Below are 26,969 nucleotides of genomic sequence, written 5' to 3'. Positions count from 1 at the left end.
TTACAACAAGTATATCCGGCCCTGCGGGCCAGCGGCAGCGGCAGTGCGGTACTGTTCAGTTCGGTAGTGGTACAAACGGGTATGATGATGCACGCTTCCATCGCGACGGCCAAGGGTGCTGTGGAGGCCCCTTGAGGCCGGAGGCGGCGCCGGCGGGTTCGAAGGTCTGGAAGAAGACCCGGATGATCTCGCCGAAGCCGAGGGTGACGATGGCGAGGTAGTCGCCGCGGAGGCGGAAGGAGGGGATGCCGACGGCGACGCCGGCGAGGGCGGCGAAGGCGCCTCCCGCGGCGAGGGCGCCGGCGAAGGCGACGGGGGCGAGGGGCGGGGGGAGGCCGGCCTTCTGGGCGGCGATGGTGATCATCGCGGAGACGTAGCCGCCGACGGCCATGAAGCCGCAGTGGCCGAGGCTGAACTGGCCGGTGTGCCCGTTGATGAGGTTGAGGCTGACGGCGAGGATGACGTTGATCGCGATGTCGATCGAGACGCCGAGGTAGTAGCGGTTGGCGTGGCCGCTCAGGAGGTGGAGGAGCGTCACCGCGCCGAGGGCGGCGAGGAGCCAGCGTTTGGCGCCGCCGGGGTTCATACCTTTTCGATCTGGGCGCGGCCGAGGAGTCCGGCGGGGCGGAAGAGGAGGATGAGGATGAGGACGGCGAAGGCGATGCCGTCGCGGTAGTTGGAGAGGCCCTGGACGCCGCCGGCGTAGGTTTCGACGATGCCCAGGACGATGCCGCCGAGGGCGGCGCCGGGGAGGTTGCCGATGCCGCCGAGGACGGCGGCGACGAACGCCTTGAGGCCGGTCTGGACGCCCATGAGCGGCTCGATCTTGGTGTAGCTCATGGCGAACAGGATCCCGCCGGCGGCGGCGAGGGCGGAGCCGAGTCCGAAGGTGAAGGAGATGATCCGGTTGATGTTCACGCCCATGAGGGCGGCGGCCTGTTCGTTGAACGCCACGGCGCGCATGGCCATGCCGACCTTGGTCGACTGGACGACGAAGGTCAGGGCGGCGAGGAGGAGCGCGGTGAGGACGAAGACGAGGAGCTGGGTGGTGCCCAGCGTGACGCCCCCGAGGTCGAGGTTCCGGGCCTCGACGAGGTCGGGGAAGGTGCGGGGGGAGGCGCCGAAGACGAGCCGGTGCTGGCAGGTGAACTCGATGAGGAGCGACACCCCGATGGCGGTGATGAGGACGGTGAGGCGGGGCCGGCGTCGGAGGGGGCGGTAGGCGAGGATCTCGATGGCCACGCCGATGGCGGCGCAGAGGGCCATCGAGAGGACGAGGACCACGAGGGCCCCGGCGAGGGAGCCGGCGGGCAGCACCTGGGCGACGCGGGGGGCGAGGAAGTAGCCGGCGAACGCGCCGAGCATGAAGACGTCGCCGTGGGCGAAATTGATGAACCGGAGCACCCCGTACACCATGGTGTAGCCGAGGGCGATCAGGGCGTAGATGGCGCCCAGGGAGAGACCGTTCAGGAGTTGCTGGAGGAACTCCGTCATCCGGTCACGGGGCGATGGTCTGCAGGTACTTGAACCGGCCGTTCTCGACCTTGAGGATCACCGCCGCCTTCGAGGCGTCGCGGTTGCCGTCGATGGTGATCCGCCCCGTGACGGCGTCGAAGTCCCTGGTGGCGGCGAGGGCGTCCCGGATCCTGGCCGGCTCGGCCGAGCCCGCCCGCCGGATGGCGTCGGCGAGGATCATCGCCGAATCGTAGCCGAGGGCGCCCATGGCGTCGGGTGCGGACTGGTAGGCCTTCTTGTAGGCCTCGACGAAGGCGCGGCTGCGGGGGGAGCCGACGTCGGGGTGGTAGTGGGTGGAGAAGTGCTGCCCCTCGACCGCGTCGCGCCCGATCTCGATGAGCTTCTCGGACTCCCAGCCGTCGCCGCCGAAGATCGGGACGGCGAGGCCGAGTTGTTTGGCCTGGATGCAGATGAGGGCGACGTCGGTGTAGTAGCCCGGGACGAAGATCGCCTCCGGGTTGGCGGCCTTGATGGCGGTGAGCTGGCCCTTGAAGTCGGTGTCGCCGCCGTTGAAGTCGAACTCGGCGGCGAGGGAGCCGCCGTTGGCGACGTGGCGTTCCTTGAAGAACTTCGCCAGGCCCTTGCTGTAGTCGCTCTTCACGTCGGTGAAGATGGCCACGCGCTTCGCCTTGAGGGTGTCCTTGGCGAAGTTGGCCATGACCGTGCCCTGGAACGGGTCGATGAAGCACACCCGGAAGATGTAGTCGCCGGTCTTCGTGACGTCCGGGTTGGTCGAGGACGGCGAGATCATCGGGATCCGCGCGTTCTGGCAGACGGGCGCCGCCTCGAGGGACCGGGAGGAGGCGACCTCGCCGAGGATGGCGATGACGCCGTCCCGGGCGATGAGCTTGCGCCAAACCCTCAAGCTTTGCCGTTTGCGTTCGCTAACCCTGCATGATGCTCATGAACAGGTAAGCGATATGGCAGGCGACTCACGTTTTCAGACACTTCGTGCCGTGCTGGTGGAACCCTCTGCCGTGCAGGCCAAAATCATCCGTGCCGAGTGCGATGAGATCGGGCTGCGCCAGGTGGAGCAGGTGGCTACCGTTGCAGAGGCGCTCGACACCATGCTGCGTCGTGCGCCGGATCTGATCTTGTCGGCCCTGTACCTTCCCGATGGCACCGGTACCGAGCTGGTCGAGGCGATGCGTGCCGAAGGGCGTCTGGCCGAGGTGCCGTTTCTGCTGATCTCCAGCGAAACCCGGCCGCAGGCCTTGGAGCCCGTGCGCCAGTCCGGCGCCTGCGGCATCCTCCCCAAGCCGTTCACCGCCGCCCAGCTATCCCGGGCGATCAGCCGTACCCTCGACCTGCTGGGCACCAGCCACGTACTGGAGAACGAGTTCGATCTGGATTCGATCCGGGTGCTGCTGGTGGATGACAGCCCCAATGCGCGGCGTTTCATCCGCCGGGTGCTGGAAAATCTGGGGTTGCGCCATTTCATCGAGGCCAGCAACGGTCGCGAGGCGGCGACGCTGCTGGCCGACACGATGGTGGATCTGATCGTGACCGACTACAACATGCCGGAGATGGATGGCCGGGAGTTTGTGGAGTACGTGCGCACCCGAAGCTGGCAGCAGGAGGTGCCCATTTTGATGGTCACCAGCGAATCCAGCGAAAGCCGTCTGGCTGCCGTGCAGGAGGCAGGGGTGTCGGGCATCTGCGACAAGCCCTTCGAAACCGCGCTGCTCCAGCAACTGTTGGCCGGCATGCTGCGGCAATCGGAGGGCTCGCAGTAGGCCCGGGCCTGAGCGCCGCGTTTAGGCCTTCACGGCCTCCAGCAGCTCCTTCACCGCCGCCACCCGCATCTTCAGATCGGGGGTGGCGAGCTTGCGCACGAGCTTGTCGGGGCCGGACATCTTCACGCTGCGGTCCTTCTGGATGAGCATGATCACCTTCACCGGGTCGATGGGCGCGTTCTGGCCGAACTGGATACTGATCTGGCTCTCGGACGCGTCCATCTTGGCCACGCCGTAGGGCTTGACCAGCATGCGCAGGCGGTGGGTTTCGAGCAGGGTGCGGGTCTGGGCCGGCATTTCACCGAAGCGGTCGATGAGCTCCTCCTGCAGGGCCTGCAGGTCGTCGTCACTCTCGCAGTTGGCGAGGCGCTTGTAGAGGGTCAGGCGTTCCTGGACGTCGCTGCAGTAGTCGCTGGGGAGCAGGGCGGGGGCGTGGAGGTTGATCTCGGACACCACCTCCAGGGGCTGGCTGAGGTCGGGCTCCTTGCCCTGCTGCAGGTCGCGCACGGCGCGCTTGAGCATTTCGGTGTAGAGGCTCACCCCCACCTGCTGGATCTCGCCGGACTGGTTCTCGCCGAGCACCTCGCCGGCGCCGCGGATCTCCAGATCCTGCATGGCCAGATAGAAACCGGAGCCCAGTTCTTCCATCATGGTGATGGCCTCCAGGCGCTTCTGGGCCTGGGCGGTGGGCTTGGCGTTGGCGTCGGTGAGCAGGTAGGCGTAGGCCTGGTGGTGGGAGCGCCCGACCCGGCCGCGTAGCTGGTGCAGTTGGGCGAGGCCGAAGCGGTCGGCCCGGTTGATGATGATGGTATTGGCCGTGGGGATGTTGATGCCGGTCTCGATGATGGTCGTGCACAGCAGCAGGTTGGCCCGCTGGGTGGTGAAGTCGCGCATCACCCGCTCCAGCTCGCGCTCGGGCAGCTGGCCGTGGCCGATGACGATGCGCGCCTCGGGCACCAGCTCCTCCAGGGATTCGCGCACGTTCTCGATGGTCTCGACTTCGTTGTGCAGGAAGTACACCTGCCCGCCGCGCTTGAACTCCCGGATCACCGCCTCGCGGATGATGCCCTTGCTGAAGCGCTGCACGAAGGTCTTGATGGCCAGGCGCTTCTGGGGCGCGGTGGCGATCACCGAGAACTCGCGCAGGCCTTCCAGGGCCAGGCCCAGGGTGCGCGGGATGGGGGTGGCGGTGAGGGTGAGGATGTCCACCTCGCTGCGCAGGGCCTTCAGGGCTTCCTTCTGGCGCACGCCAAAACGGTGCTCCTCGTCGATGATGACCAGGCCCAGGCGCTTGAAGGTGACGTCCTTCTGCAGCAGGCGGTGGGTGCCGATGAGGATGTCCACCTTGCCCTCGCCGAGCTGCTGGATGGCTTCGGCCTGTTCCTTGGCGTTCTTGAAGCGGGACAGCTCGGCCACCTTGATCGGCCAGTCGGCAAAGCGGTCGGCGAAGGTTTGATAGTGCTGTTCGGCCAGCAGGGTGGTGGGGCACAGCACCACCACCTGCTTGCCGTCGGCCACGGCGATGAAGGCGGCGCGCAGGGCCACCTCGGTCTTGCCGAAGCCCACGTCGCCGCACACCAGGCGGTCCATGGGCTTGCCGGATTTCATGTCGGCCACCACGGCATCGATGGCGGCCATCTGGTCGGGGGTCTCCTCGAAGCCGAAGCCGTCGGCGAAGGCTTCCAGATCGTGCTGCTTGAAGTCGAACTGGTGGCCCTTGCGGGCGGCGCGCTGGGCGTACAGGGCCAGCAGCTCGGCGGCGGTGTCGCGCACCTGCTGGGCGGCCTTCTTTTTGGCTTTTTCCCACTGGCCGGAGCCGAGGGTGTGCAGATGCACTGCCTCCGGGTCGGCGCCAGCGTAGCGGGTGATGACGTGGAGCTGGGACACGGGCACGTAGAGCTTGTCGCCGTTGGCGTACTCCAGGTGCAGGAACTCGGTGTCGCCCTCGCCCAGGTCCATGTGCACCAGGCCCATGTAGCGGCCGATGCCGTGGCTGGAGTGCACCACCGGGTCGTTGGGCTTGAGTTCCGACAGGTCGCGCAGCCAGCCCTCCATGGTGGCGGCCTTGCGGCTGTCGCGGCGGGTGCGGGTGCGGGCGGTGGCGGCGTAGAGCTCGGACTCGGTGACCACGGCGAAGCCGGCCTCGGGCAGCACGAAGCCGGCGGCCAGGGGGCCGGTGCCCAGGGCCAGACGTGCATCGCTGGCCAGGAAGGCGTCGAAATCGGCGTTGGCGGCGGGCTTGAGGGCGTACTCGGCAAAATATTCGGCGATGGTCTGCTGGCGCCCGGCGGATTCGGCCAGCACCAGCACCCGGCCCGAAAAGCCGGCGCAAAAGGCCTTGAAGCGATGCAGCGGGTCGCTGGCCTTGCGTTCGACGGCGATGTCGGGAAGGGGCTCGACCGGGCCGCCCAGGGGCGAGACGGGCAGGCTCAGGCGGATGCGTTCCTTGAGGGCAACGAAGAAGGCTTCGTCCGACAGGAAGAGCTGTTCCGGCGGCAGGATGGGCCGGGTCTTGTCGCCCCCCAGAAGCTGGTGGCGGCTGCGGGCGTCTTTCCAGAAGGCTTCGATGGCGCCGGGGACGTCCCGGTGCAGCAGGATGGGCGCGCTGTCGGGCAGGTAGTCGAAGAGGGTGGCGGTCTCGTCGAAGAACAGGGGCAGGTAGTACTCGATGCCGGCCGGGGCGATGCCGTTGGAGACATCCTTGTAAACCATGCAGCGGGACGGATCCCCCTCGAAGGTCTCCCGGAAACGGCCGCGGAAGCGGGTGCGCCCGGTTTCGTCCATGGGGAACTCCCGCGCCGGCAGCAGGCGTACCTCCTTCACCGGGAAGACCGTGCGCTGGGTGTCCGGGTCGAAGGTCTTGATGCTCTCCACTTCCTCGTCGAACAGGTCGATGCGGTAGGGCAGGGCTGCGCCCATGGGGTAGAGATCCACGAGCCCGCCGCGCACGCTGTATTCACCCGGCGACATGACCTGGGTGACGTGGGCGTAGCCGGCCACCGTCATCTGCAGGCGCAGGCGGTCCACGTCGAGCTTTTCACCCTGCTTGAGAAAGAAGGTGTAGGCCGCCAGGAAAGCCGGCGGGGCCAGCCGGTAAAGGGCCGTGGAGGCGGGCACCAGGGCGATGTCGGCTTCGCCGCGGCTGATGGCGTAGAGCGTGGACAAGCGCTCGGAGATCAGGTCCTGGTGGGGCGAGAAGCTGTCGTAGGGCAGGGTTTCCCAGTCGGGCAGCAGGTGGGTGCGCAGGCCGGGGGCCAGCCAGGCGATCTCGTCGGAGAGGCGCTGGGCGTCGATGGGGTTGGCGGTGACCACCACCAGCATGCGCTTTCCCCCGGCCAGCCGGGCAATGGCCAGGGCGTCACCCGAGCCGGCGACGGGCGGGAGGTCGAGGCGCTGGCCGGGCTTGGCCCGGCTGAAGGCATCAAGGGCGGGGAGAAGGGCTTGAAAGGGGCTGGAAGCGGTCATGCGCGAGCGTGCTGCGGGGGAAACAAGGGGCGGATTATAGGCGCCTGGATCAGGCCCGGGCGACCTGGAAACTGTCTACGACGCGGCCGCTTTCGGTGCCCACGGGGTTCCAGGTGGATTCGACCACGTGGGTCCAGCCATAGCGGTCGCGGCGGATCAGGGTGGAGCAGCGCGTACCGTAGCCGGGGGCGCGGATGAAGGCGCTGGAGAGCATGCGCTCCCAGGCCAGGCTCACCCCGGTGCGGGGCAATTCGGCATCGGCAGCGGGGCGGTCGTCGCGCAGGAGCTCGGCCAGCGGCGTGTCGTCGGGCAAGGCCCGCAGGGCGCGGGCGAGGCGTGACTTGCCCGCGAGCACCTTTGGCCAGGGGGTGTCGAGGAGGTGGTTGGACAGGGCGTAGAGGCCCGGCTCGAGGCGTCGGGCGCTGCCACTCTCGCTCTCGTAGATGCCCAGGCTGTCCCCGTCACTGAGCAGCAGGTTGAAGCCGTTGTAGCGCGGGCCTTCGAGGGCGAGGCGGGCGAGGGCCGCATCGGTGGATTCCTGACCCGCGAGAAAATCGGCCACCAGCGCCCCGCGGGAGGGGGCATCGGGCCGCTGACGGGCGGGATCACGGAAGTTGGTCAGGCCGGCAAAACGGCCGCTGCGGCTCAGGCCGAGCCAGGTGCCGCCGGCCTCCCGGTCACGGCCGGCGAAGACGCCCGGACGATCCTGCCACCAGCCGGCTTCCGCCGCCGGACGGGCAAAGAACTCGTCCCGGTTGGCGGCCACGACCAAGGGGTAATCGGGGTGGGCTCGCCAGGCCAGAAGGATCAGGCACATGCGACAAAACGTTCGATGTGGCGGCGCCCGCCTGTTTCGAGGAAGCGCTCAATCCCGTGGCGCGCCACGGCGCGTGCCAGCACGGTATCGAAGGCCGGGAAGTCGATCACGTTTTCGTAGATCTCCATCCAGGTCCAGGGGTCATCGGCCTTGCGCAGAAAGCGCCCAGCCACGCCAGTGCAAGCCTGGATCTCGGCCTGCAGATTGTAGAGTTCCCGGGCCAGATCCGCCTCCATGCCCATCCGGACCGGGTAGTAGATGTAGTAGTGGGAGGGGCTCAAGTCGCTTTCTCAGGAGAGGGCGTAGGGCAGGGGGAGAAAGCTGACCGGGGCACCGTCCGGTGTGCCGAGATGTACCTCGGTGGATTCGGCACTGGATGTTTGCAATACCACCAGGGCATCGAAGCCACCATCGGGAGCCGGTGCCGCGATCACGACCTTGCCCGCCGACTGCTCACCAAACTCGGGGGAATAGATGTCGGTACCCGTTCCCGGCCATTCGGTGGCATCGGTATGCACGCGGAACATGCGCTTCTTCAGCTTGCCCAGATAGTGGGTGCGGGCGACGATCTCCTGGCCCGGATAGCAGCCCTTGTTGAAGCTGACGCCGCCGATCAGATCGAAGTTGAGCATCTGGGCGACGAATTCTTCCTGAACCGGCAGGGTGACGGTGGGCAGGCCTTGGCAGATGTCCAGCCAGGACCATGCGGCCGTGCCGGCCGGGGCGGCACCGGCGGCCACGAATTTGTCCCATAGGCCCACGGCTTCCGAGATCGGTGCCGACACGAGGAAACGGGCGCCATCCAGACGCACCACCGTGGCCAGGCCCGATGCCGTTGCCCGGGGCGCGCCCGGAATGTGCAGCCCGGCAGCCTCAAGGGCTGCACCGGCCTGGGGCCCGGCGAGCCCGATCAGGACGCTATCGCCGCTGTCGTCCATCAGGCGCACCTTGGAGCGCAGCACGAACATGGACAGCTTCTTGAGCGTGGCCGCGTGGATGTCGGCAGACAAGGTCAGCAGGTAATCACCGGCCTCCCGCCACAGGATGATGCTGGCGAGCATGCGGCCCTTGGCCGTATTGAAGCTGGTCAACTGGGCCTCGTTGGGGCCGAGCTTTTTCACGTCGTTGGAGAACAGGTTGTGCAGGAAGACGCTGGCGTCCTCGCCGGTGGCACGGATCGCACCGAGGTGCACGAGGGGCACCAGCACGGTTCCCTGGGCTGCGAGCGTCACATCCTGCCGCTCATCGTCATTGAACTTGACGGAGTTGTCCGAAAACTTCGCGCCGTTGGCGCCGAGATGGGATTGCCAAGTTGCATTCATCAGTCGTGTCCTGTCGCAAAAACGAGTCTTGAAGCGGTTTGCGCTATTATAGGGCGTTGCCGCGCGGGGGCTGGCCATTCAATCGAAGCAAGAATCAAGCCCCTGGTTTTTGCCGGATCTTCCTCCTTTCTTCACCTCTTTCGTTCCTCCCGGAAGCGCCAAGTTCCCCGATGAAGCGCCTGTTTTTTCGTGTGTTTGCCCTTGCGCTTGCGGGAGTCGTCGCCCTGCTCGGCCTGTTTGTCTGGTTTGCCTACACACCGGTGGGTTTACGACAAAGTCCGCTGGACTTCACCGTCGAACCGGGATCGGGCATGCGCCAGGTGGCGAGGCAGTTGACCGACGCAGGCATCGATACCTGGCCCTTTGCGCTGGTCATGCTGGCCCGGGTTACGCGCCAGGCCAATAGCGTAAAGGCGGGCAGCTACGAGGTCGAGGCGGGCGTCACACCGCTGTTGCTGCTCGACAAGCTGACCCGCGGTGACACCACTCAGGCCGAGCTTGCGCTCATTGAGGGCTGGACTTTCCGGCAGTTCCGCGCGGCGCTTGATCGCCATCCGGACCTGCGCCATGACACCGCAGGCCTTTCAGACAGTGAGGTGCTAGCCCGTATTGGTGCAGACGCAACTCACCCGGAAGGCCTGTTCTTTCCTGACACCTATCTTTTCGCCCGTCGCAGCAGTGATGTGGATCTGCTTCGGCGGGCCCATCGCCAGCAACAGAGAATCCTGCAACGGGAATGGGCGCAGCGTGCCGAGGGACTGCCCTACCAGACCGCCTATGAAGCCCTGGTCCTGGCCTCCATCGTGGAGAAGGAGACCGGCCGGGCTGCCGACAGGCCGTTGATCGCCTCGGTGTTTGTGAACCGCCTGCGCGGTGGCATGCTCTTGCAGACCGACCCGACCGTGATCTACGGTATCGGGCCGGCGTTTGACGGCGATCTGCGCAAGCGCGATCTCGTGACCGATACGCCATATAACACCTACACTCGACCCGGCCTGCCGCCCACCCCGATCGCCATGCCGGGGGTCGCTGCCCTGCGAGCCGTGCTCAACCCGCCGAGCACCGAGTATCTTTATTTCGTGGCCCGGGGTGACGGTTCCAGTGCCTTCTCCCGAACCCTGGCCGAACACAACCGGGCCGTCGCCCGCTATATCCGGAAACAACAGCCGTGAAATCCCGCTTCATCACCTTTGAAGGCATTGACGGTGCCGGCAAGAGCAGCCAGATCGCCGCTGCCGTCGCCCTGATCCAGTCCCGCGGCATTCCCGTCGTGCAGACCCGCGAACCCGGTGGCACGCCGCTGGGTGAGAAGCTCCGGGAGCTGCTTCTGCATGAACCCATGCATCTTGAAACCGAGGCCCTGCTGATGTTTGCTGCCCGCCGGGAGCACCTTGCGGCTCGCATCCAGCCGGCGCTGGCCGCCGGGGCATGGGTGGTGTCAGATCGTTTCACCGACGCCACCTACGCCTACCAGGTGGGGGGGAGGGGGCTGGACGAGAAGCGCTTTGCAGCCCTTGAAAAATGGGTTCATCCCCACCTGCAGCCGGATCTGACCCTGATTTTTGACCTCGATCCGCAGGTGGCGGCCCGCCGGCTTGCCGGTGCAGGGCAGGCCCCGGATCGTTTCGAGAGCGAACAGGCGGACTTCTTCGAGCGGGTTCGCGCAGCCTACCTGCGTCGCGCCGCTGCCGATCCGGCAAGAATCAAGGTCATCGACGCGGCTCAGACACCGGATGAAATTCGTAAAGAACTTGAACAAATCATTGTAGAGATCTGTTTTCAATGATTTTTGAATGGCATTCCGGTTTGTGGAGTCGGGCGCTCGAGTGTGCGGGACGCCTGCCCCACGCCTTGCTCTTCTCAGGCCCGGCAGGAGGGGGAAAGCGGGTCTTTGCCGAAGCCCTGGCGGCACGGATCCTGTGCCTTCAGCCTGACCCCACCGGACATGCCTGCGGGCACTGCGAGGACTGCCAATGGCGCATGGCGGGCAATCATCCGGACCTGCTGCGGGTCATTCCCGAGGCAGATCAGGAGGAGCGGCCCGATGCACCCGCCGAGAAAGCCGAAGGTGGCAAGGCCGCCAGCCGGCAGATCGTCATCGACCAGATCCGTTCCCTGCAGCAGGCCCTGACCACGGGCGGACACCGGGGCAGCCAGCGGGTGGTGATCGTCGATCCCGCCGAGGCGATGAATCCGTTTACCGCCAATGCGCTCCTGAAACTGCTTGAAGAGCCCACAACCAATGCCTTGTTCCTGCTGATCTCCAGCGCGCCCAAGCGCCTGCTTCCAACCATTCGGAGCCGCTGCCAGACCTGGGCCTTCCCACGCCCTCCACGGGAGCAGGCTGCGCGCTGGCTCGCCGACAGGCGTCTGCCGGAGGTGGCTGCATTGCTGGCCTTCTGCGGCGGGATGCCACTGGCGGCGGCTGCACTGGCTGAAGGTGGCGGAGCCGCGGCGCGGCGGCGCTTTGCCGACGACATCGCGGCCGTCTCTCAAGGTGCTGTCCTGCGCCTGGCGGGGGAATGGGAGAACTGGTTGAAGGGCAAGGACGCGCTCGCCAGTGGTTTTGACATGCCAACCCTGGTGAGCTGGATGCAACGCTGGGTTGCCGATCTGGTCAGCGTGCGGCTGGGTGGCCCGGTGCGCTTCTTCCCCGATAGCGAGGGGGTGCTCCGGGATCTCGCCGGGCGCTTGACCGTGGACGCAGCCCTGGGCTGCTACAATGAAATCACACAGTCGCGCCGGGTCGCGCAGCACCCGCTCAACGCCCGGTTATTTCTGGAAGACATGCTATTGCGGTACGCCCGGAGCCTTCAGGCGACCGCGTCGGCGGTACGTAAATGAACGAATCTGCAAGACGACCGATGGCGACGCGCCCCAGCGTCCTGTCCCTGAACATCAGCTCCAAGTCGGCGCTGTATGCGGCCTACATGCCGTTCATCAAGAACGGGGGCCTGTTTGTTCCTACCGCCCGGACCTACAAACTGGGTGACGAGATTTTCATGATCCTGCAGATCATGGATGACTCCACCAAGCATCCGGTGGCCGGTACCGTTGCCTGGATCACACCTGCCGGTGCGCAGGGGAACAAGACCCAGGGCATTGGTGTCCAGTTCGGAGGGGATGAAGCAGGGCAGGTTCTGCGCAATCAGATCGAGCACATTCTGGCAGGCCACCTGGGCTCATCCCGTCCAACTCATACCATCTAGGCACATCGCGTCCACTCAATGCTTGTTGATTCCCACTGCCATCTGGATTTTCCTGACCTGATTGAAAACGAAGCGGATGTTCTCGAGCGCATGGCCGAGAACGGCGTGACCCACGCCCTTTGCGTCAGCGTGAAACTTGAGACCCTGCCCGCCGTCATTGGCCTGGCCGAGCGCTACGCCAATCTGTTTGCGTCGGTGGGCGTGCACCCCGACAACGCCGATTGCGAGGAGCCCGACGAGGCAAGGCTGCTTGCGCTCGCAGCCCACCCCAAGGTGGTGGCCATTGGCGAAACGGGGCTGGACTACTACTGGCACAAGGACGCTCCCGAGTGGCAGCGTGCTCGTTTCCGGACCCACATCCGCGCCGCCCGGCGCTGCGCCAAGCCTTTGATCATCCACACCCGGGAGTCGGCCGCCGATACCCTGCGCCTGATGCGGGAGGAGGGGGCCGATCAGGCCGGCGGCGTGATGCATTGCTTCACCGAGACCCGTGAAGTGGCCGCGGATGCGCTGGACCTGGGCTTTCATATCTCATTCTCCGGGATCGTCAGTTTCAAGAATGCCGAAGCCCTGCGTGATGTGGCCCGCTTTGTTCCTTCAGACCGCCTGCTCGTGGAAACCGATGCTCCTTACCTTGCCCCGATGCCTTTCCGGGGGAAGACCAATCAGCCCGCCTACGTCCGCCACGTGGCTCAGGCCGTTGCCGACGCGCGCGGCGAAAGCCTGGCAAGCGTGGCCGAGGCCACGAGCCGCAATTTCTTTCGACTGTTCAAGGATGCGAGCCCCTCATGAAGCCCGTTGCAAGGATCTTTCGCCCCCCGTATCGAACCCTCTTGACCCTTCTTGTGGGCCTGCAATTGTCCATGCCGCTTGCCGCAGCGTCGCTTGATGATCTGCTGAACGCGGCCAAGATGGGAGATGCCGCCGCCGTCACCCGGATGGTGTCCCAGGGCATGGACATCAACTCCACCGATCAGAATGGCAACAGCCTGCTCATTCTTGCTGCCCGGGAGGACCAGGCGCGCGTGGTTGAGGCTCTCGTCAAGCAGCGTGGCATCAAGCTCAACGCCCGTAACGGGGCAGGTGACAGTGCGTTGATGCTTGCCAGCCTGAAAGGGTATTCTGACGTTGTGCAGTTGCTGCTTGCTGCCGGCGCCGACTACGACCACGATGGCTGGAACCCGCTTCTTTATGCGGCGTTCGAGGGCCGTCTTGCGGTGGTGGAGCAGTTGCTGGCGAAGGGCGCAAACCCCAATGCGAAGGCCCCCAACCACACCACACCGCTGATGTTTGCTGCCCGTAACGGCCATGAAGAAGTCGTGGTGCGTTTGCTCAAGGCCGGTGTGGATCTGGACTCGAAGAACGATCAGAACGAAACCGCAGAGAGTTGGGCCATCAAGAACCGCAACACCGATATTGCCGGGCTGATCCAGGCTTCGCGCAAAGCCCGCGGTGCCGGGGCCGGCAAATAAGCACTGCGCCAAGGGGTGGCTGCAAAGTGATTCAGTGAGTCAGTAATGACGCCCGTGGCCAAAACGCCATGGCAGGGAAGGAGCGATCCGCCTGAAGACGGCAACGCCGACAAGAGCCAGGATGGCCGGAACCAGCGCCTGGCCGCCTTGGCCTCCGGCCAGGAGCACGCCAACGATGAGACCACTCAGCATCAGGGTACGGCAGATGAGGCTTTCCATGATTGACTCCTTTTCTGAACGATTTGATCGGGACAGGGGCTGAAACATCTCGCTGCCAGGTCTCGCTTGTGCAGTTCCTGGCCTGCTCTTCGATAGCTGTAATTATATACAGTTGTCCGTGCATGGCAAGCCCTGCCAAATCAAAATCCCTGTCTGGCAGGTAAACTGCCGCCCATGAAGGCGAAGAATCCCGACACCAGCGCGCTCTCCGTCCCGCAGGGGCCTGTCCCGGTCCGTCCCCTGGACGAGCTGACCATCCCTCCCGATCTGGACGGGAGAAACGGCGTGAACCGGGCCGATCCGGCCCGCCTGCAGATCACTGCCAACACGGACGCTGACGCGATCCGCTGCTTCCTGACCGAGTACGACCGCTCGCCGGGCACCTATCGCATTTACCAGCGGGAGTGCGAGAGGTTGCTGCTCTGGTCATTAATCGACTGCGGCAAGCCCCTGTCCAGTCTCAACCGCCAGGACTTCGAGGGCTATCTGAACTTTCTTGCCGACCCCCAGCCTGCGGCTTTGTGGTGCGGCCCCAAGGCCGAACGCATTACGGAGCGCTGGCGGCCCTTTGTCGGCCCCCTCAGCGAGAGCGCTGTACTGACGGCAATGGCCGCCGTCAATTCCCTGATGAGTTACCTGGTGGATGCCGGTTACCTGCTCGGGAACCCCCTGGGGTTGATCCGCCAGCGTCGGCGCAAGATGTCTGCCGAGGTGGGCGGCCCCCTGCGGGCCGTGGCCAGCACGGAAGAGGTCGAGAAGATCGAGCGCTTTCTCGACCCGCAGATGTGGCAGGCGGTGACGGACGCCATTGAGGCCATGCCAAAGGATGCGGAGCGGGGGCGCGACGAGTACGAGCGGGCACGTTTCATTGCTGCAACGCTATACATGCTGGCCCCTCGCGCGGGCGAACTGGAAAGCCACCGCATGAACAGCTTCCGGGAGGAGCGGGGCCTGTGGTGGTGGCACGTGGTGGGGAAGGGCGGCAAGAAAGCCAAAGTGCCCGTGGCGGATGACATGCTCCAGGCCTTGATCCGCTACCGCAAGTATCTGGGTCTGACAGCCGTGCCGCGCCGGGACGACATGACGCCGCTGCTGGTGTCGGTGAAGAACGGAAGTCCCATCACGGCGCGCCGCCTCAATCAGATCCTGAAGAAGATCTTCAATTCGGCGGCCGATCTGCTACCGGATGACGCCGAGCACAAGAAGGAAAAGCTGCGTGCCGCATCGGCCCACTGGGGACGACACACGGGCATCACCGCCAAGCTCGACAGCGGCATCGATGAACGCTTTGTGCAGAAGGACGCTCGGCATACCGATGCCCGCACCACCCAGCGTTACATCCACGAGGAGGAAGAGCGCTGGCATGAAGAGGCTCAGAAGCAACGCCTGCAGTGGACCGACAAGAACAAGAAGAGCGACTGACAGGGTTTCCGGCACTGCACCCAAAACGGGAAGCGGAATGCTCAATCCGTGTCAAACAATACGGATTACGACCGTACACGTATGGTATGGTTCTCGCGACACACTTTTGTGCAATTCCGGCGAGCGAGGGGTGATCAGATGGCACGCAGCAGTAGCGTCACCTTTGAGGCTGTGGAGCAGATCTGCTTCCAGTTGCTTTCGATGGGTGAGAACCCGTCCTTCAACCTGGTCTATGCGGAGCTTGGCAACAAGGGCTCGAGCGAGATCGTCCAGCGCTATATCGACCAGTGGCGCAGGGACACCGGCGCTGCCTTCTTTCGCCAGCGCAGCGTGCCGGGCATGCCCGACGAGCTGGTGTCGTCCACCGATGGGCTGATGGCCAAGGTGTGGTCCCTTGCCCTGCAACATGCCGACCAGGTCTTTGCCAGCCAGCGTCAGGTGCTGGAGCAGGAGCAGGAAGCCATGCGGTCGCGCCTGCAGACGGCCGTCGATCGGGTTGCCCAGCTTGAATCTGAAGCGGCCCAGGCTGCCATCCAGATCGACACCCTCAACCAGGGGGTGCAGACCCGGGACGGCAGCATTGCAGACCTGCGCAGCCAGGCGCTCGAGTTCCTGCGTCAGCGGGAAGGTCTTGAAAGCAGGGTAAGGCAGCTTGAGGAAAGTGCGGAAACCCGGGAGCAGAAGTTTGCCGCCGAGTCCGAACGCCTCAGCCGCCTGCTGCAAAATGACCGTGACCGCTACAACGCTTCCTTGAAGGAGGAGCAGGACCGCAGCGCCCTTGATCGCGAACTGCTGATGAAGCAGATCGATCAGGCCCGTCAGGAAAAACTCGCCGAGATCACCGCCATGCGCCAGCAGTTGGCCAATCGCGAAGAACGGGAAGCCCGGCAGAGGGAGCAGACCGAAGAGGCGAAGGCGGCCCTGCGGGAGGCCGTCTCGCGGGCGCGCCAGGTGGAAACCTCTCTTGCAGCGGCCGAAGGGCGTATCGAGCGCCTGCAGGCCCAACTCAAGACTGCCAGCGAGGCCGCCCACGGCAAGGAGTCTGCCGTGGCAGCCGCCGAGGCGCGGGCCCGCGCAGTCGAGGAAGTCCGGCTTGCCGAAACTGCACGGGCCCAGCGGGCCGAGGCGACGCTGGCCGAAGCCCTGGCAGAGCTGGGCATGCTGAAGAAAAAGGGCTGAATTTCCGTTGTGCTCCGGACTGCGGATCACTTGCAGAAGCGGGTCATCAGCAGCCTGGGTCCGGAATCAGATCGTGGGACAGAAGAACACGTCTTGACTCGTACCACCGTGCACATGCACGTCGGAGGGCGGGTTTGAGACGTTTTGCGAAACTTGTTGTTGTTAAATAACAGATAGAAAGGGCAGAAAGGTGAGTTACCTTTCAACTTCTGAAAACAGTAATTTTCAGAAGACGATACCTAAAGATCAAAGCTCAACTGTTCCGGCTCTTCGGCCTTGTCAGGCATCAGTTCCGCGACTGTTACGCCTAGAGCGTTAGCGATCCTGTAGAGCGCAAAGGCCGGCATCCGCCGGCCTTGTCGTATGTAGCGGTCAAGCTGGACAAACGAGACGCCGGATTGTCTGGACAGTTTATATGTTGTCATCTGACGTTTTCCCATGTGACGGACGATGACCTTACCCATGCTTTGGTAAAACTGTTCTTCAAGTTCCCAAGGTGCCATTTGGTGACAGGTTTTCCCGGCGCCCGTGTTGGCCAGAACCAACGCAGTCACCATTTTTGAGCGCAAAACCAAAATCTAGCATGACAACGGCTTTGCCGTTGGAGGGCCTGCCGGCCCGGCGGTTCTGAGCTACCGGAACGCCTTTCCCCGTACCACTTCGCCCTCTCCCTTCCGTTCATCGAGCGCCAGTCCGCCAGAACCTGCAAGGCCAAGCCCTGCGGGGTGCTGCGCACGCCTTGCAGAACCTGTCAGCCCGTCGCCCTCTTCCTCCAGGGCGAGGACTCAGCGGAACGGGGAAAGGAAAACGACTTTCCCGGTATCAAACCAAAACCCACGATGGGCTCGGATCTAGTGGCCCGGTGGTGTCAAACCTGGAGGGTGTGGAATGGCCAGACAGTTGGAAGACAAGGTGACAGGGGAGCTTTTCGAGGTGAGGCGTGGCCGTGGCCGGCCACGTAAGGATGGCGCCCTGACGGGCGCCCAGCGCCAGGCACGCTATCAGGCAAAGCGGAACGCAGATCAGGTCCGGCGCCGGGGGATGGTGGCCGATGCTGAACGACGGTTCGAGGGGTACGAACTGGAGACGCTGGAATTCATAGTCCACAGGAAAAACGACGAAGACGCGCGCCTCGCATGGGTCGAGATAGGGCGTCGCAAGGGTTGGATTCTGTAACGTAATTACGTAATTACAGTTTTACATTACACTACATTACATAGGGGGTCATGATGGCAATCACCAAACAAGACGTATGGCGTGTGGCAAACGAGATCAACGCGGCAGGCGACAAGCCGACCGCGGTAGAGATCCGAAAGCGCCTTGGAACCGGAAGCTACACCACGATCACGGCAGCGCTGAAGGAATGGACGGAGCCATTCCACGATGAAGCCTCAGAGATCCCCGCCCTGCCCCAAGAGTTCGAGGATCGTGTCAGCCAGGCCGGCGCGGACTTGTTCGCCCTCGCGACGCGGTATGCCGAAGAGAGACTGGAAGAGGAGCGCATCGCTTGGGCATTGGTCAAGGCGGAGCTTGAGCAGGACCGCGCGGAAGCCATCAAGATTGCTGACCTCGCGGAAGCTGGCATGGACGCCATGCGGGCCGAGCTGGACGCCCTCAAGGCGGAGCTTGAGCAAAGCAAGATCCAGCAACATGGACTGATGCAGTTAGCCGAAGAACGGAAGGCTGAAACGGCAAAGGCTCAGGAAGCCACCAAATCGGCTCAAGAGCAGGCTTACAGGCTTGCGGGTAGGGTGGATGCTCTGGAACAGGTTATCGACGCCCTGCGGCCCGAAAAAGCGCCTTCCCGGGCATCGGCGAAAAAAACTAAAGTTGCGCCCTCCTCCACAACCGCGGGAAATGGTGACGCCGGCGGCGTACCAGGTTGCGGATCTGTCACCAATGAAGGGGAATGAACATGGACGCCGCCGAGATCATCGAGCACGCCAACGCACTGAAAAGTCACCTACTGGCCGCGATTCAGGAGGTGAGCTTCAACACCAGCCGAATGAAGGTTCTGGATGATGCTGGCCGGATCTACGCTACCCCCCATTGGCGTGACGGGAAGTACCTGTACTTGCTGCACCCCGGGCGCGATCAGGATGGAAAGCGGGTAAGGGAATACATCGGCGCTAACTCGGATCGAATCAAAGAAACCCTGCAGAAGGTCGAGAATGCGCGGAAATTTGACGAGTTGGACCGGCAGACCAGGTGGGCGAGCCGAGAACTTGAACGGGTGAGCTGGCAGATGCAAACGCTGATCACCGACCTGGAGCGCATGGCACCGCGCCCGAGTGGTGACGCCGGCAGCTCGAGCTCAAGCGCCCCTGTCACCAATACGCTAAACTCCGCCGTGGTGACAGATCCGCTTAACCTGGAGCTGCAGGCGTCACCAATCGAGGAAAGCCACCATGTCCACATCCGTTGAACTGTCCATCTACCAGGCCTTGAAGTCGGCCGGTGTGGATGATGAAAGAGCCACCGCGGCAGCCGAGTCCGTGGTGGATGCCATCGACAAGCGCTATGCAATCCACTCCCGTCAGTTGGCAACAAGCGGCGACGTGGAGAAAGTACGGGCCGAACTGGAGCGTGTACGCATCGAGGTAGCCAAGTCGGAAACCAACGTGATGAAGGCTATCGCCGATACTCAACGTTGGACACTCGCGGCAATCTTTGCGGGTATGGCAGCCGTTGCGGCCATCATCAAACTGTTGTGATGGCGACAACGGCGCCCCTGGCCAGGGTCGGCGCCGGAAGAACCTGTCACCAAAACCCGGTTCAGCCGGGTTTTTTTACGCCCTCTTTTTGTGCAGCACGCTATCGCGTCCCGTGCTGGAATGCGTCAGGAACCACACACCGAACGGCTGCGGAAAACGCGAAAAGCACCCAAAGGCAAATTGTTTGAATTGAGCTTCGCTCGACCAGTCCAGAAGGCAAGGGGCGCCGGCAAGCCGGCTGCCCATTGCCTAACTGGACTGGTCGAGGCGTAACGCCTCAATAAACAGAACAATCTGACCCCTCTTCCTGGCACGCTCAGAGCGACCCAACGCACGCCACCAGGAAAGACCCGAAGCCGTATCGTTAACTTCAGAATCATCCAAACCCGCAAAAGCAACGAGCTCACCAGAGCGAGCCGTCAGCCTAGTAGAAACCTTCCGCGAACTGAAAACGGGATTACCCGCTACTCCACCGGATATGCTCTGAATCCCGGAGACTTCCTGAGTAACTTGCATCTCGAGGACATCGCCACGGATCAACGGCGTGATATCGAGAATCACCCCTGTCTGCTGATACCTGATCGACTGCTGATTCTGCCCGGCCTGCGTGGTGTTGGTCTGGCCAAGTACCGGAACATTCTGACCAACAGACAAACTCGCTTTCTGACCGGCCTGCACACGTATGACAGGACGACTCAAAAGACGAAAACGGATATCCGATTCTAAAGCGCCCACCGCCAGCCTAAAGGCGCCCTGCCCTATCGACACGCTAAGGGATGCAGGCGTCAAACTACCCGCCGAGATCTTGAAACGATCGCCAAGGGCCGACACCGCAACGCCCAGGGCGTCGACGTCCGATTCTTCGTCCCTAACCTCAAAAAGCGCCGCTTGAATCTGGATCTCACCAGGAAGGACATCAAGCTTACGCGCCTCGTGAACCCATTCCGTAATGCGCTGAGGATCACCCACCACTACAGCCGATTGATTGACGTTACCCGAGGTGACAGCCTGCACAACCTCTTCCGATCCATCCTTCGCCGGTTCAGGGTGTGAAACCACAGCGCCAACCTTAACACCAGGCCAGCCCCGCAATTGCTCCAGGATCTCAGTCAATGCCCGACGCTGAGCCGTGAACACCTGCTGCGTTTCCCACCTGCGCCGCACAACTGCCACATCGTGGTGTTTCTCCAAAACGTAGCCATGAGGGGCTAACAACCGCTGATAGTGCGCCCATGCTCGCGACGGGCTCAACTCTCGCCACTTAATCGTAACCGTATCCAGCTTAGCCAAATCATCTGGCAATTCATAACCCATCAGATTGAGTTCGCCCAGAACAACGCGCCCAACTGTATGCAGATCCGCACCGACCATATCAATACTGGAATTCAACTCACTAGCAAAAACGTGAGATGAGAGAAAAAGCATTATTGCAACTGCGTAGTTCTTACCCATTGCCTAGCCTCATTGATTAAAACCATACGCTCAGAATCCCTGATCAAAACAAAACGCTCCCGCCCGATCCGATCATAAGACACCGTAAAACCCGCATTACGCAAACCATTAAGAGTTAGGAATTCAATCTGCCCTTCCCGCCGAACTTCTATCCAAATCTCCACGCCCCCAGGCTGATGAACATTCAGCGCAAAATAAACAATCCGGGCATCGCCCTTTTCAAGATGATCGAACAATGTATCGAAGGGCTTTCTCTGAACCGCCGAATCATCGCGCTTCGTATATCGAGAAGAAATAGCAGGAGCGTGAGCCACAGCAGGCTCAGGAGTAACAGAATTAGGCTTTTTCGTGGTCACATCCTTGGCAATGCCGCCGCCCGCAATCTGCTGATACACATAAAAACCCGCAAACAGAAAAACAGCCAATGCGCCAGGAACACCATAACGAATTAACGGCGACTTTAAAATATTGGCGCGTTCATCGTTATAAGAAGCTTTATTTAAAACGCCATCCTCGTGACTTTTATAACAAGCAAAGATTAAAGGATCATAATTCTTGATAGAACTGCTGACATGCACAAACTTTTCCGGAGCCGTTGCCTTTTTTACAATCTCACGATACCTAGTCGAGGCACCAATCGCATCCATTTGCTGAAAAGTGACGAGCTGGGAAACACGACGGCGCCAAAGCGCGTGAACGTCCTTCATATCCTGGCCGATGATCAAAAGATCAATGCCAAGATGGCCATGTTCACTAATGAATTCCGTCATCTCAGGAGATAGCTTTTCCCGGCCGGACGGGAAGAAATTCTGAATCTCGTCCAAGAAGATAAGCGAATCCTTTTCAGCCCAGCGCCACACGTCCGGCACATCCTCACGCTGCCGAATATCCAATAAACCGGAAATAATCTCTTGATCGAGGTCCGCCGCCAATGACAGGCCCTCTACATTCAAACCCGCGATATACCCTTGACACTTACGCCCACTTTTAATTGCCGGAATAATTACGTCTTTAATTGCTCCATGACTCTTGCCAGACCGCGGAAGCCCAGAATGAAAAATGATCATGGTTTCACCATTGGAACAACGTGATTGCTTTTCTCAGCAACCGAATAAGGGTCGCCGTGCCAAGAATACTGATACACGTATAAACCCCCAGCCGATTAAGAAAATAGCCAGCACCAGGAACAACAGCAACCAAGCCCGACAAACCATAAGCCGCCCAGTCGCCAGGAATCGAAATCATGTTAAGACCAGCAGCAATAACAGTTCCAAGAACATCCACCACAAAAGCCAAAATCCAAAGCAAAGCATTGACAATAATCTCAATTGCAGATTGAAAAAGCGATGCAAACCATTCCGTTAATTCGGTTAGCCATTCCATAAAAAACACCTCACAAAATAAATATAATCCACCAAGCACCATATAACGCACTCAAAATCGTAACGGCAGCAACAGCCGTATAAATGAATTGCGCAGTAGGACCGCAGAAAACAACGCTCGAATCCACGTCAAATTTAAGCAACGGAGTATCTACAGAAAGGTTATATGTAGGACACTCACCAACAGGACCGAAACCGAAAAAACCAGAAGCAGAACGAGCAAAACTAGACGAGGCAACTTTGACCTTAAAATCAGTCAAAGACTTTTCCAGCGAAGCTTCGCCCCATTTGTCCGTCAAATCGCCATTCGCACTTCCCGGCGAACCATCATTATTTCCCGGATTACCAGAACCAGAGCACGACGCAGGCGGAGTGGGATCAGGAACACAGAAATAGGACTGGAACCAAACCTGCTCAACATAACAAACAGGACACCTGCCACGATCACCAGCCAAAGGATCGCCCTGACCATCGCCCTGACCATCGCCCTGACCATCACCATTCCCATCGCCATTCCCATCGCCGTTCCCATCGCCGTTCCCATCACCGTTCCCATCACCGTTCCCATCACCGTTCCCATCGCCGCTTCCGTCGCCGCTTCCGTCGCCGCTTCCGTCGCCGCTTCCGTCGCCGTTCCCATCGCCGCTCCCATCACCGGAACACGGCTGCAACCCAGGCAAGGCGATATCACAATCCAGAGGCGTATCACCAATATCATCACCGGACCCAGTACCGCCGCCAGTGCCGCCGCCAGTGCCCCCGCCAGTTCCACCGCCAGTACCACCGCCCGAACCTGTCCCAGTACCGCCACCAGTACCACCGCCCGAACTACCGCCAGTACCGCCACCAGTACCGCCACCAGTACCGCCGCCCGAACCATCACCAGATCCGTCACCAGATCCACCGCCCGAACCACCGCCAGCACCGCCACCAGATCCACCAGATCCACCAGATCCAGAACCAGAATCACCACCAGAACCCGAACCGCCACCTGACCCACCAGACCCAGAACCCGAACCGGAATCACCACCAGGAAGAACCACACCACCCACAACGCAAACACCATTGTCATCGTAATGTTTCGGCAATTCACAACGACAACCGCCGCCGACCTCAGTTTCTCCAACTGGACAACCGCGCCCATCATCAGGCTGGATAGGTCTGCACAACTCACCACCAGCCGACCAAGAACTTTCTAAGGGTTTGCACAACCCACTGACACATGTTCCGCTAGGACCTTCAACCGAAGCTTCACACTTATATAACCGCCCGCCGCGACAAATAAGACCACCGAAACCGCCGCCCGCATCACATTTAGGTTTATCAGGCGACGGATTATCAGCATCCCAACTTTCACCAGGTTTTGTATCGTCAGCACCACCAGGACCTGACCACGGGTCCATGTAACATTTTCCGTTCGTCTTGCTTGGCGCATAAAGACAAGGGATAGGAACAGCAGGACAAGAACAACTCTTAAAACCCCCGAACGCATCACAATGAGTTCGAGCACTAGCAACAGGGAGCCCAGAACTACAGGATGACCCATACGAACAATAACCAGTACGGCATAAATGATGCGCCGAAGCCGGAATGGAAAAAAACAAAACAACAAAAAAAAGTAACCTCATTGGCTCAACCCCCGCCATCCACAGTAACCACCAATAAGACCGGCGAAAAAAAAGACAATGAGCCAAAGCATGATTAAACCCTCAAGCAAAAAAAAGGGAGGCGAACGCGCCCCCCTTTTTCTTGAAACAGGCCGCTAGTTAACGACCAAACATGGAAAGAACGCGGCCAATGGCCCATTGCAGAACAGCCGGACCGGCTTTGATCGCAGCAACGGCCAGAATCAGCGCCGTGATGCCGCCAACAGCAGTGGTGATGGCGTCCGTCAGATCGCTGTAATCCGGCGCGGTTTGCGCCAGAGCAACACCGGGCACAACCAGCGCAAGAGCCGCAACACGACCCTTGGTCATGACCGAACGCAGACCGACAGCCAAACGGTTACGAGTTTCATTCATGATTCAACACCTCCAGGCGCTTGATAATATGACCAGGAAGACACGCCAACCCCCCCCGGCCAATTTGCGGAAAACCCGCGAATCCCTTATTCGTCATCGTGACGAAAAAATCTAAAGACAAGACCAACACCCCAGCCGATAAATCCAAAAACCATAGGAATGGTGACGCCATAAGAGAAGACTTGAAGCAAATCCGATGCGGGGGGAATAGACGTCAACCCGACCATGAATTCAGCTAATTGCCACTCGCCCGCCTCAAGCAAAACAAAACCCGTGCATTGCCCAACAGGATCAACAAGAGGCGTCAAGGTGCCGTCAGGATTAAGAAGAACACAGGCTGACATTAAGCCACCCTCAAATCAGCCCAGGAACGGACGGGTTGAGCGATGCAGATCTCCCGACGACGAAAGAGCAGAACGTTACCTGCACCGATATCGGCATCGGAGAGGCCGGCAGCACGCAAATACTTCATGTGGAGATACCACGTTGCACGCGGCATAGACTCCCGCGCAAGCTCATAACCAATGGCACGAATCATTGCCCAGGTGCGATGTGCAGCCAAAGCGCGACCAGGCGTAGGCGCCACCTTTTCCAATTCCTCGAGAAGAGTTCCCATATCCGTTACCTCTTGGCTTCCGACAAAACGTCCAAAATATTCCGCGTGCTGTTCCTGTAATTCGCTTTCCGTCAAATCCCACCAATGCCGGCCGGCCTCTTCCAGTCGCCGGAACCACCGCGCGCCTAGCGTGAGTTCAAGCCGCGCCAATCTGTCCACAAGCTCCAGAAGATCATCAGATATTTCCAGTTTGTTTTGTTTGAGAAGGTGCCGCAATTGCGGACCTTTGGCGTATGCCTTGCCTTTTCGAAGATCACTGCCCTTATTCCAATAAACCGAATCTCCGCCGCCGGATGTCGCTTTAGCCCGGCCTGCATCCGCCGTCATGAGTTGCCGTAGGAATTGTTTGACTTCACGGACGGAGCCGAGCGCATAGTTTTCCGTGACGTCGATCCGGCGACACTCCCACTTTTCCGGCGGAGGAAGAATCGCTGCAAGGCACTTTTGAGCGAAGCGCACCAGGACGGCCGCGCCCTGGCGAGGACAACCAGGACCGAAAACGTTATTGCCGTAGGCCAAGAAAGCCGGCGATGCGCCGATGGTGAGCATCTGTTCCCCTTCACTGTTGCCGGTGACGGTCCAACACAGCCCGGGGGTGTCAGAGCGCAGGGCTTCGAAGTCAAGAACTGACTTCTCCCACTTGGAGACGCCATCAGGGCCAAACATGATGATGGAGCCCAGAGACTCGCGAATGCGGTCTGAGATGGCACCAGGGAGCGACCGCAAGGGATAGCGAAGGGTCATCCAGTCGATCACTTGAGCCCCCGCCGGGTCTTTTCCTTTGACACGAGGTCGCGGAAGTACAACTGCTGATCATGTGACCGTGTATCCCCCGTGGCGCGAGATCCGAAACCGCCCGAAACCGTGAGACGGGAGTAGGACTCAAGGCGGGAATCAGACACTTCCGTGATCCATGCGCCTGAATCGGAGATGCGGGGCTTTTCTGACCGACCACCCATTATTGCCTCACCTCTTTTTGTGCAGCACTCAAACACATGCCGGCAAACAGCGCCCGCTTCACCATGGGTACTCCGAAGTCAGGGATAGGACGCCCGAACACGACCAGAAGGCCGGGCCGGCACTGTTCAGCCCATGAGGCAATCGAGGACATGAACATGTCGTCGGCCACTGTCGGGCCGCGAACCGCCCAAGCGGAGCCGGGGCGAACGAAACGACCAGGCGACCCGGCAAACGTAACGACGGGCAGCACATCCACGCCGTGCGACTGCCAGTAGGAGGCAACCAGGGCCGAGCGCCACACTTGATAGGCCGCCCATTCGGAAGGATCATCGGTCCAGACCGTAAAGTCGGGCGCGGTGCACGATCCGGCAGCCAACGCCACAAGCAAACCTTCTTCAGGGCGACGCCAGAAGAATTCTTGGCGGTAGTCGTCGCAGAAGGTGTGGAGGGCTCCCGAGCGCCACCGACCGCGGGCGGTGAACACGGACGGAATTTCGAGATCCGGCGACCGGAAAACATCGGGCACCAGACCACGAAACGGAGAGGGAAAAGCGACTCTTCGAGCCATTTCAGGAACGCCCCAAAATGGTGCGCGAAGGGTCAAAAGTCCAACCCGTTAGACTAAGTCCGGGTGTCACAACGGACCCGGACTCCAACCCCTCACCAAAAACCGGCCGCAACTTCACGCGGCGACCTTCGGGTTCGATCCGCTTCACGATCTCGCCAGAACCGTCCAGGATGATCTGAGGGAAGGTAATGCCGTTGCGGAGGGCCGCGACGGCTTCACCCAGGGCATCCAGGTACGAGCGATAGACCGGCCCTTCGGCAGGACCGGTCGAGGTCAGAACGATGAGCCGGTAAGGCATATCAGCCAGCCTGATTGACGTCAGGTGACGAAATATAGTCACGAAGCAAAATAAGCCGAACAAGGTCTGCAACGAGCCGGGCGTCATCACCATCGAGATAAATGTCACCAAAAGCCGTGCAAATGGTGCAAGTACGGCGAACGTCCGGCAACTTAACTTCGAGGTCATGGCGTAACTTCTGCTGATCAAGCATCTCAACGATCCTCGATAAAAGACAAGCGAACATCCGCGGTTTGCACCTGACGAGTTTCGCCAGTTTCGCGGTCAGTCTGGTTGTAGGTGCGGCGGTATCCCGTGATGCGCACACAGCAACTGATGTCATCTTGAGCCTGGCCGATGCGGGTTTTGGAAAGGATCTCCACCGTGCTCGGACTGGTGTAGGCATCAGGTGCGGGGAGCACCATCAGATGGATGAAAAGGTCGTTTTTCTTCGTGACCTTGAGAAGGCGACCCGTCAAGCGGGCTTCGCCCATGCCAAGAGGCTTGTTTTCCGTTGCCATGTGATCTCCGAAAGCTGTGCTAGAAATGGCTCCAAAATGGAGCGATTCGAATGTAACTCCATTTTGGAGTTCTTCGTCAAGCTCCAAAATGGAGTTAAAGTC

33 protein-coding genes are annotated in these 26,969 nt (G+C 61.3%); 13 read left to right on the top strand and 20 right to left on the bottom strand.

The window, feature by feature from the left end; genetic code table 11:
- Positions 1–55: 55 nt before the first annotated feature.
- From J0L98_RS02195 to J0L98_RS02185, 3 genes are read right to left on the bottom strand one after another with little or no spacing between them, the layout of a single operon-like run.
- Positions 56–586, bottom strand: a complete 531-nt coding sequence (locus J0L98_RS02195; RefSeq protein WP_296409772.1) for a branched-chain amino acid ABC transporter permease — start codon at positions 584–586, stop codon at positions 56–58.
- Positions 583–1,494: a branched-chain amino acid ABC transporter permease gene (locus tag J0L98_RS02190; RefSeq protein WP_296409771.1), complete on the bottom strand. Its 912-nt coding sequence runs from the start codon at positions 1,492–1,494 to the stop codon at positions 583–585. Before J0L98_RS02190 ends, J0L98_RS02195 begins: the two co-directional genes overlap by 4 nt.
- A 4-nt stretch (positions 1,495–1,498) precedes the next feature.
- Positions 1,499–2,380, bottom strand: a complete 882-nt coding sequence (locus J0L98_RS02185; protein WP_365954056.1) for an ABC transporter substrate-binding protein — start codon at positions 2,378–2,380, stop codon at positions 1,499–1,501.
- Between the two features lie 55 nt (positions 2,381–2,435).
- On the opposite strand from J0L98_RS02185, the gene J0L98_RS02180 reads away from it, so the two are divergent.
- Entirely contained in the window at positions 2,436–3,251 is an 816-nt protein-coding gene (locus J0L98_RS02180) for a response regulator (RefSeq protein WP_296409769.1), read from the top strand.
- 21 nt (positions 3,252–3,272) lie between these two features.
- On the opposite strand, the gene mfd is transcribed toward J0L98_RS02180, so the two are convergent.
- From mfd to J0L98_RS02160, 4 genes are read right to left on the bottom strand one after another with little or no spacing between them, the layout of a single operon-like run.
- Positions 3,273–6,716 (bottom strand): transcription-repair coupling factor, encoded by a 3,444-nt coding sequence (gene mfd / locus J0L98_RS02175; protein WP_296409766.1) that lies wholly within the window; start codon positions 6,714–6,716, stop codon positions 3,273–3,275.
- 49 nt (positions 6,717–6,765) lie between these two features.
- Entirely contained in the window at positions 6,766–7,533 is a 768-nt protein-coding gene (locus tag J0L98_RS02170; RefSeq protein WP_296409765.1) for an NRDE family protein, read from the bottom strand.
- Positions 7,524–7,814: a DUF4936 family protein gene (locus J0L98_RS02165; protein ID WP_296409764.1), complete on the bottom strand. Its 291-nt coding sequence runs from the start codon at positions 7,812–7,814 to the stop codon at positions 7,524–7,526. The genes J0L98_RS02170 and J0L98_RS02165 overlap by 10 nt, the downstream gene beginning before the upstream one ends.
- Positions 7,815–7,823: 9 nt before the next feature.
- Complete coding sequence (locus J0L98_RS02160; protein WP_296409762.1) at positions 7,824–8,855, bottom strand: folate-binding protein; 1,032 nt, start codon at positions 8,853–8,855, stop codon at positions 7,824–7,826.
- 170 nt (positions 8,856–9,025) lie between these two features.
- Between J0L98_RS02160 and mltG the strand changes: the two genes are divergently transcribed.
- The 6 genes from mltG to J0L98_RS02130 are packed head-to-tail and all read left to right on the top strand — an operon-like array spanning position 9,026 to position 13,536.
- The gene (mltG, locus tag J0L98_RS02155; RefSeq protein WP_296409761.1) at positions 9,026–10,027 is read left to right on the top strand and encodes an endolytic transglycosylase MltG; all 1,002 of its coding nucleotides are present in this window, start codon (positions 9,026–9,028) and stop codon (positions 10,025–10,027) included.
- Positions 10,024–10,641 (top strand): dTMP kinase, encoded by a 618-nt coding sequence (gene tmk, locus J0L98_RS02150; protein WP_296403244.1) that lies wholly within the window; start codon positions 10,024–10,026, stop codon positions 10,639–10,641. The genes mltG and tmk overlap by 4 nt, the downstream gene beginning before the upstream one ends.
- Positions 10,638–11,699, top strand: coding sequence for a DNA polymerase III subunit delta' (gene holB / locus J0L98_RS02145; protein WP_296409760.1), 1,062 nt, complete (start codon positions 10,638–10,640; stop codon positions 11,697–11,699). Before tmk ends, holB begins: the two co-directional genes overlap by 4 nt.
- Positions 11,696–12,064, top strand: coding sequence for a PilZ domain-containing protein (locus tag J0L98_RS02140; protein ID WP_296403249.1), 369 nt, complete (start codon positions 11,696–11,698; stop codon positions 12,062–12,064). The genes holB and J0L98_RS02140 overlap by 4 nt, the downstream gene beginning before the upstream one ends.
- Before the next feature lie 18 nt (positions 12,065–12,082).
- Positions 12,083–12,856, top strand: a complete 774-nt coding sequence (locus tag J0L98_RS02135) for a TatD family hydrolase (protein ID WP_296409759.1) — start codon at positions 12,083–12,085, stop codon at positions 12,854–12,856.
- A 41-nt stretch (positions 12,857–12,897) separates the two neighbouring features.
- The gene (locus tag J0L98_RS02130; RefSeq protein ID WP_296409757.1) at positions 12,898–13,536 is read left to right on the top strand and encodes an ankyrin repeat domain-containing protein; all 639 of its coding nucleotides are present in this window, start codon (positions 12,898–12,900) and stop codon (positions 13,534–13,536) included.
- Positions 13,537–13,575: 39 nt separating this feature from the next.
- On the opposite strand, the gene J0L98_RS02125 is transcribed toward J0L98_RS02130, so the two are convergent.
- Complete coding sequence (locus J0L98_RS02125) at positions 13,576–13,755, bottom strand: hypothetical protein (protein ID WP_296403255.1); 180 nt, start codon at positions 13,753–13,755, stop codon at positions 13,576–13,578.
- A 174-nt stretch (positions 13,756–13,929) separates the two neighbouring features.
- Here J0L98_RS02125 and J0L98_RS02120 point away from each other — a divergent pair, with 174 nt between their 5' ends.
- Positions 13,930–15,177 carry a site-specific integrase gene (locus J0L98_RS02120; protein WP_296409755.1) on the top strand — a complete coding sequence of 416 codons (1,248 nt, stop codon included), beginning with the start codon at positions 13,930–13,932 and terminating at the stop codon, positions 15,175–15,177.
- A gap of 138 nt (positions 15,178–15,315) precedes the next feature.
- Positions 15,316–16,356 carry a DNA-binding protein gene (locus J0L98_RS02115; RefSeq protein WP_296409753.1) on the top strand — a complete coding sequence of 347 codons (1,041 nt, stop codon included), beginning with the start codon at positions 15,316–15,318 and terminating at the stop codon, positions 16,354–16,356.
- Positions 16,357–16,595: 239 nt separating this feature from the next.
- Here J0L98_RS02115 and J0L98_RS02110 read toward each other — a convergent pair whose 3' ends face one another.
- Positions 16,596–16,913, bottom strand: coding sequence for a helix-turn-helix transcriptional regulator (locus tag J0L98_RS02110; RefSeq protein WP_296409752.1), 318 nt, complete (start codon positions 16,911–16,913; stop codon positions 16,596–16,598).
- A gap of 331 nt (positions 16,914–17,244) precedes the next feature.
- Between J0L98_RS02110 and J0L98_RS02105 the strand changes: the two genes are divergently transcribed.
- The 4 genes from J0L98_RS02105 to J0L98_RS02090 are packed head-to-tail and all read left to right on the top strand — an operon-like array spanning position 17,245 to position 19,070.
- Positions 17,245–17,532: a hypothetical protein gene (locus J0L98_RS02105; protein WP_296409750.1), complete on the top strand. Its 288-nt coding sequence runs from the start codon at positions 17,245–17,247 to the stop codon at positions 17,530–17,532.
- 50 nt (positions 17,533–17,582) lie between these two features.
- Complete coding sequence (locus J0L98_RS02100; RefSeq protein WP_296409749.1) at positions 17,583–18,269, top strand: DNA-binding protein; 687 nt, start codon at positions 17,583–17,585, stop codon at positions 18,267–18,269.
- A 2-nt stretch (positions 18,270–18,271) separates the two neighbouring features.
- Positions 18,272–18,781, top strand: coding sequence for a hypothetical protein (locus J0L98_RS02095; RefSeq protein WP_296409747.1), 510 nt, complete (start codon positions 18,272–18,274; stop codon positions 18,779–18,781).
- Positions 18,765–19,070, top strand: a complete 306-nt coding sequence (locus J0L98_RS02090; protein WP_296409746.1) for a hypothetical protein — start codon at positions 18,765–18,767, stop codon at positions 19,068–19,070. Before J0L98_RS02095 ends, J0L98_RS02090 begins: the two co-directional genes overlap by 17 nt.
- Before the next feature lie 249 nt (positions 19,071–19,319).
- On the opposite strand, the gene J0L98_RS02085 is transcribed toward J0L98_RS02090, so the two are convergent.
- The 11 genes from J0L98_RS02085 to J0L98_RS02035 form a co-directional block, all read right to left on the bottom strand.
- Positions 19,320–20,522: a hypothetical protein gene (locus tag J0L98_RS02085; RefSeq protein WP_296409745.1), complete on the bottom strand. Its 1,203-nt coding sequence runs from the start codon at positions 20,520–20,522 to the stop codon at positions 19,320–19,322.
- Positions 20,495–21,589, bottom strand: a complete 1,095-nt coding sequence (locus J0L98_RS02080) for a zonular occludens toxin domain-containing protein (protein ID WP_296409744.1) — start codon at positions 21,587–21,589, stop codon at positions 20,495–20,497. Before J0L98_RS02080 ends, J0L98_RS02085 begins: the two co-directional genes overlap by 28 nt.
- A gap of 4 nt (positions 21,590–21,593) precedes the next feature.
- Positions 21,594–21,905 (bottom strand): hypothetical protein, encoded by a 312-nt coding sequence (locus tag J0L98_RS02075; protein ID WP_296409743.1) that lies wholly within the window; start codon positions 21,903–21,905, stop codon positions 21,594–21,596.
- 10 nt (positions 21,906–21,915) lie between these two features.
- Entirely contained in the window at positions 21,916–22,203 is a 288-nt protein-coding gene (locus J0L98_RS02070; protein WP_296409741.1) for a hypothetical protein, read from the bottom strand.
- Positions 22,200–23,051: a hypothetical protein gene (locus tag J0L98_RS02065; RefSeq protein WP_296409740.1), complete on the bottom strand. Its 852-nt coding sequence runs from the start codon at positions 23,049–23,051 to the stop codon at positions 22,200–22,202. The genes J0L98_RS02070 and J0L98_RS02065 overlap by 4 nt, the downstream gene beginning before the upstream one ends.
- A 619-nt stretch (positions 23,052–23,670) precedes the next feature.
- Positions 23,671–23,925, bottom strand: a complete 255-nt coding sequence (locus J0L98_RS02060) for a hypothetical protein (RefSeq protein WP_296409738.1) — start codon at positions 23,923–23,925, stop codon at positions 23,671–23,673.
- 86 nt (positions 23,926–24,011) lie between these two features.
- Positions 24,012–24,269 (bottom strand): hypothetical protein, encoded by a 258-nt coding sequence (locus J0L98_RS02055; protein ID WP_296409736.1) that lies wholly within the window; start codon positions 24,267–24,269, stop codon positions 24,012–24,014.
- The gene (locus J0L98_RS02050; protein WP_296409735.1) at positions 24,269–25,297 is read right to left on the bottom strand and encodes a phage/plasmid replication protein, II/X family; all 1,029 of its coding nucleotides are present in this window, start codon (positions 25,295–25,297) and stop codon (positions 24,269–24,271) included. The genes J0L98_RS02055 and J0L98_RS02050 overlap by 1 nt, the downstream gene beginning before the upstream one ends.
- 202 nt (positions 25,298–25,499) lie before the next feature.
- Positions 25,500–25,985 (bottom strand): DUF4417 domain-containing protein, encoded by a 486-nt coding sequence (locus J0L98_RS02045; RefSeq protein ID WP_296409734.1) that lies wholly within the window; start codon positions 25,983–25,985, stop codon positions 25,500–25,502.
- A gap of 85 nt (positions 25,986–26,070) precedes the next feature.
- Positions 26,071–26,535, bottom strand: coding sequence for a hypothetical protein (locus J0L98_RS02040; RefSeq protein WP_296409732.1), 465 nt, complete (start codon positions 26,533–26,535; stop codon positions 26,071–26,073).
- A 26-nt stretch (positions 26,536–26,561) separates the two neighbouring features.
- Positions 26,562–26,867: a hypothetical protein gene (locus J0L98_RS02035; protein WP_296409731.1), complete on the bottom strand. Its 306-nt coding sequence runs from the start codon at positions 26,865–26,867 to the stop codon at positions 26,562–26,564.
- Positions 26,868–26,969 lie beyond the last annotated feature (102 nt).

The organism is Zoogloea sp. (assembly GCF_017302315.1).
Classification (GTDB): domain Bacteria; phylum Pseudomonadota; class Gammaproteobacteria; order Burkholderiales; family Rhodocyclaceae; genus Zoogloea.
This window is presented reverse-complemented; position numbering and strand designations above follow the sequence as displayed.

Coding starts and splice junctions, on each gene's coding strand:
- J0L98_RS02055 (WP_296409736.1), bottom strand. CDS start 24,269: ATGTCAGCCTGTGTTCTTCTTAATCCTGACGGCACCTTGACGCCTCTT.
- J0L98_RS02035 (WP_296409731.1), bottom strand. CDS start 26,867: ATGGCAACGGAAAACAAGCCTCTTGGCATGGGCGAAGCCCGCTTGACG.
- mltG (WP_296409761.1), top strand. CDS start 9,026: ATGAAGCGCCTGTTTTTTCGTGTGTTTGCCCTTGCGCTTGCGGGAGTC.
- J0L98_RS02110 (WP_296409752.1), bottom strand. CDS start 16,913: ATGGTGACTGCGTTGGTTCTGGCCAACACGGGCGCCGGGAAAACCTGT.
- J0L98_RS02085 (WP_296409745.1), bottom strand. CDS start 20,522: ATGGGTAAGAACTACGCAGTTGCAATAATGCTTTTTCTCTCATCTCAC.
- J0L98_RS02160 (WP_296409762.1), bottom strand. CDS start 8,855: ATGAATGCAACTTGGCAATCCCATCTCGGCGCCAACGGCGCGAAGTTT.
- J0L98_RS02090 (WP_296409746.1), top strand. CDS start 18,765: ATGTCCACATCCGTTGAACTGTCCATCTACCAGGCCTTGAAGTCGGCC.
- J0L98_RS02120 (WP_296409755.1), top strand. CDS start 13,930: ATGAAGGCGAAGAATCCCGACACCAGCGCGCTCTCCGTCCCGCAGGGG.
- J0L98_RS02170 (WP_296409765.1), bottom strand. CDS start 7,533: ATGTGCCTGATCCTTCTGGCCTGGCGAGCCCACCCCGATTACCCCTTG.
- mfd (WP_296409766.1), bottom strand. CDS start 6,716: ATGACCGCTTCCAGCCCCTTTCAAGCCCTTCTCCCCGCCCTTGATGCC.
- J0L98_RS02040 (WP_296409732.1), bottom strand. CDS start 26,535: ATGACCTCGAAGTTAAGTTGCCGGACGTTCGCCGTACTTGCACCATTT.
- J0L98_RS02135 (WP_296409759.1), top strand. CDS start 12,083: ATGCTTGTTGATTCCCACTGCCATCTGGATTTTCCTGACCTGATTGAA.
- J0L98_RS02180 (WP_296409769.1), top strand. CDS start 2,436: ATGGCAGGCGACTCACGTTTTCAGACACTTCGTGCCGTGCTGGTGGAA.
- J0L98_RS02115 (WP_296409753.1), top strand. CDS start 15,316: ATGGCACGCAGCAGTAGCGTCACCTTTGAGGCTGTGGAGCAGATCTGC.
- J0L98_RS02065 (WP_296409740.1), bottom strand. CDS start 23,051: ATGATGGGCGCGGTTGTCCAGTTGGAGAAACTGAGGTCGGCGGCGGTT.
- holB (WP_296409760.1), top strand. CDS start 10,638: ATGATTTTTGAATGGCATTCCGGTTTGTGGAGTCGGGCGCTCGAGTGT.
- J0L98_RS02060 (WP_296409738.1), bottom strand. CDS start 23,925: ATGAATGAAACTCGTAACCGTTTGGCTGTCGGTCTGCGTTCGGTCATG.
- J0L98_RS02190 (WP_296409771.1), bottom strand. CDS start 1,494: ATGACGGAGTTCCTCCAGCAACTCCTGAACGGTCTCTCCCTGGGCGCC.
- J0L98_RS02140 (WP_296403249.1), top strand. CDS start 11,696: ATGAACGAATCTGCAAGACGACCGATGGCGACGCGCCCCAGCGTCCTG.
- J0L98_RS02100 (WP_296409749.1), top strand. CDS start 17,583: ATGATGGCAATCACCAAACAAGACGTATGGCGTGTGGCAAACGAGATC.
- J0L98_RS02105 (WP_296409750.1), top strand. CDS start 17,245: ATGGCCAGACAGTTGGAAGACAAGGTGACAGGGGAGCTTTTCGAGGTG.
- J0L98_RS02080 (WP_296409744.1), bottom strand. CDS start 21,589: ATGATCATTTTTCATTCTGGGCTTCCGCGGTCTGGCAAGAGTCATGGA.
- J0L98_RS02125 (WP_296403255.1), bottom strand. CDS start 13,755: ATGGAAAGCCTCATCTGCCGTACCCTGATGCTGAGTGGTCTCATCGTT.
- J0L98_RS02075 (WP_296409743.1), bottom strand. CDS start 21,905: ATGGAATGGCTAACCGAATTAACGGAATGGTTTGCATCGCTTTTTCAA.
- J0L98_RS02195 (WP_296409772.1), bottom strand. CDS start 586: ATGAACCCCGGCGGCGCCAAACGCTGGCTCCTCGCCGCCCTCGGCGCG.
- J0L98_RS02095 (WP_296409747.1), top strand. CDS start 18,272: ATGGACGCCGCCGAGATCATCGAGCACGCCAACGCACTGAAAAGTCAC.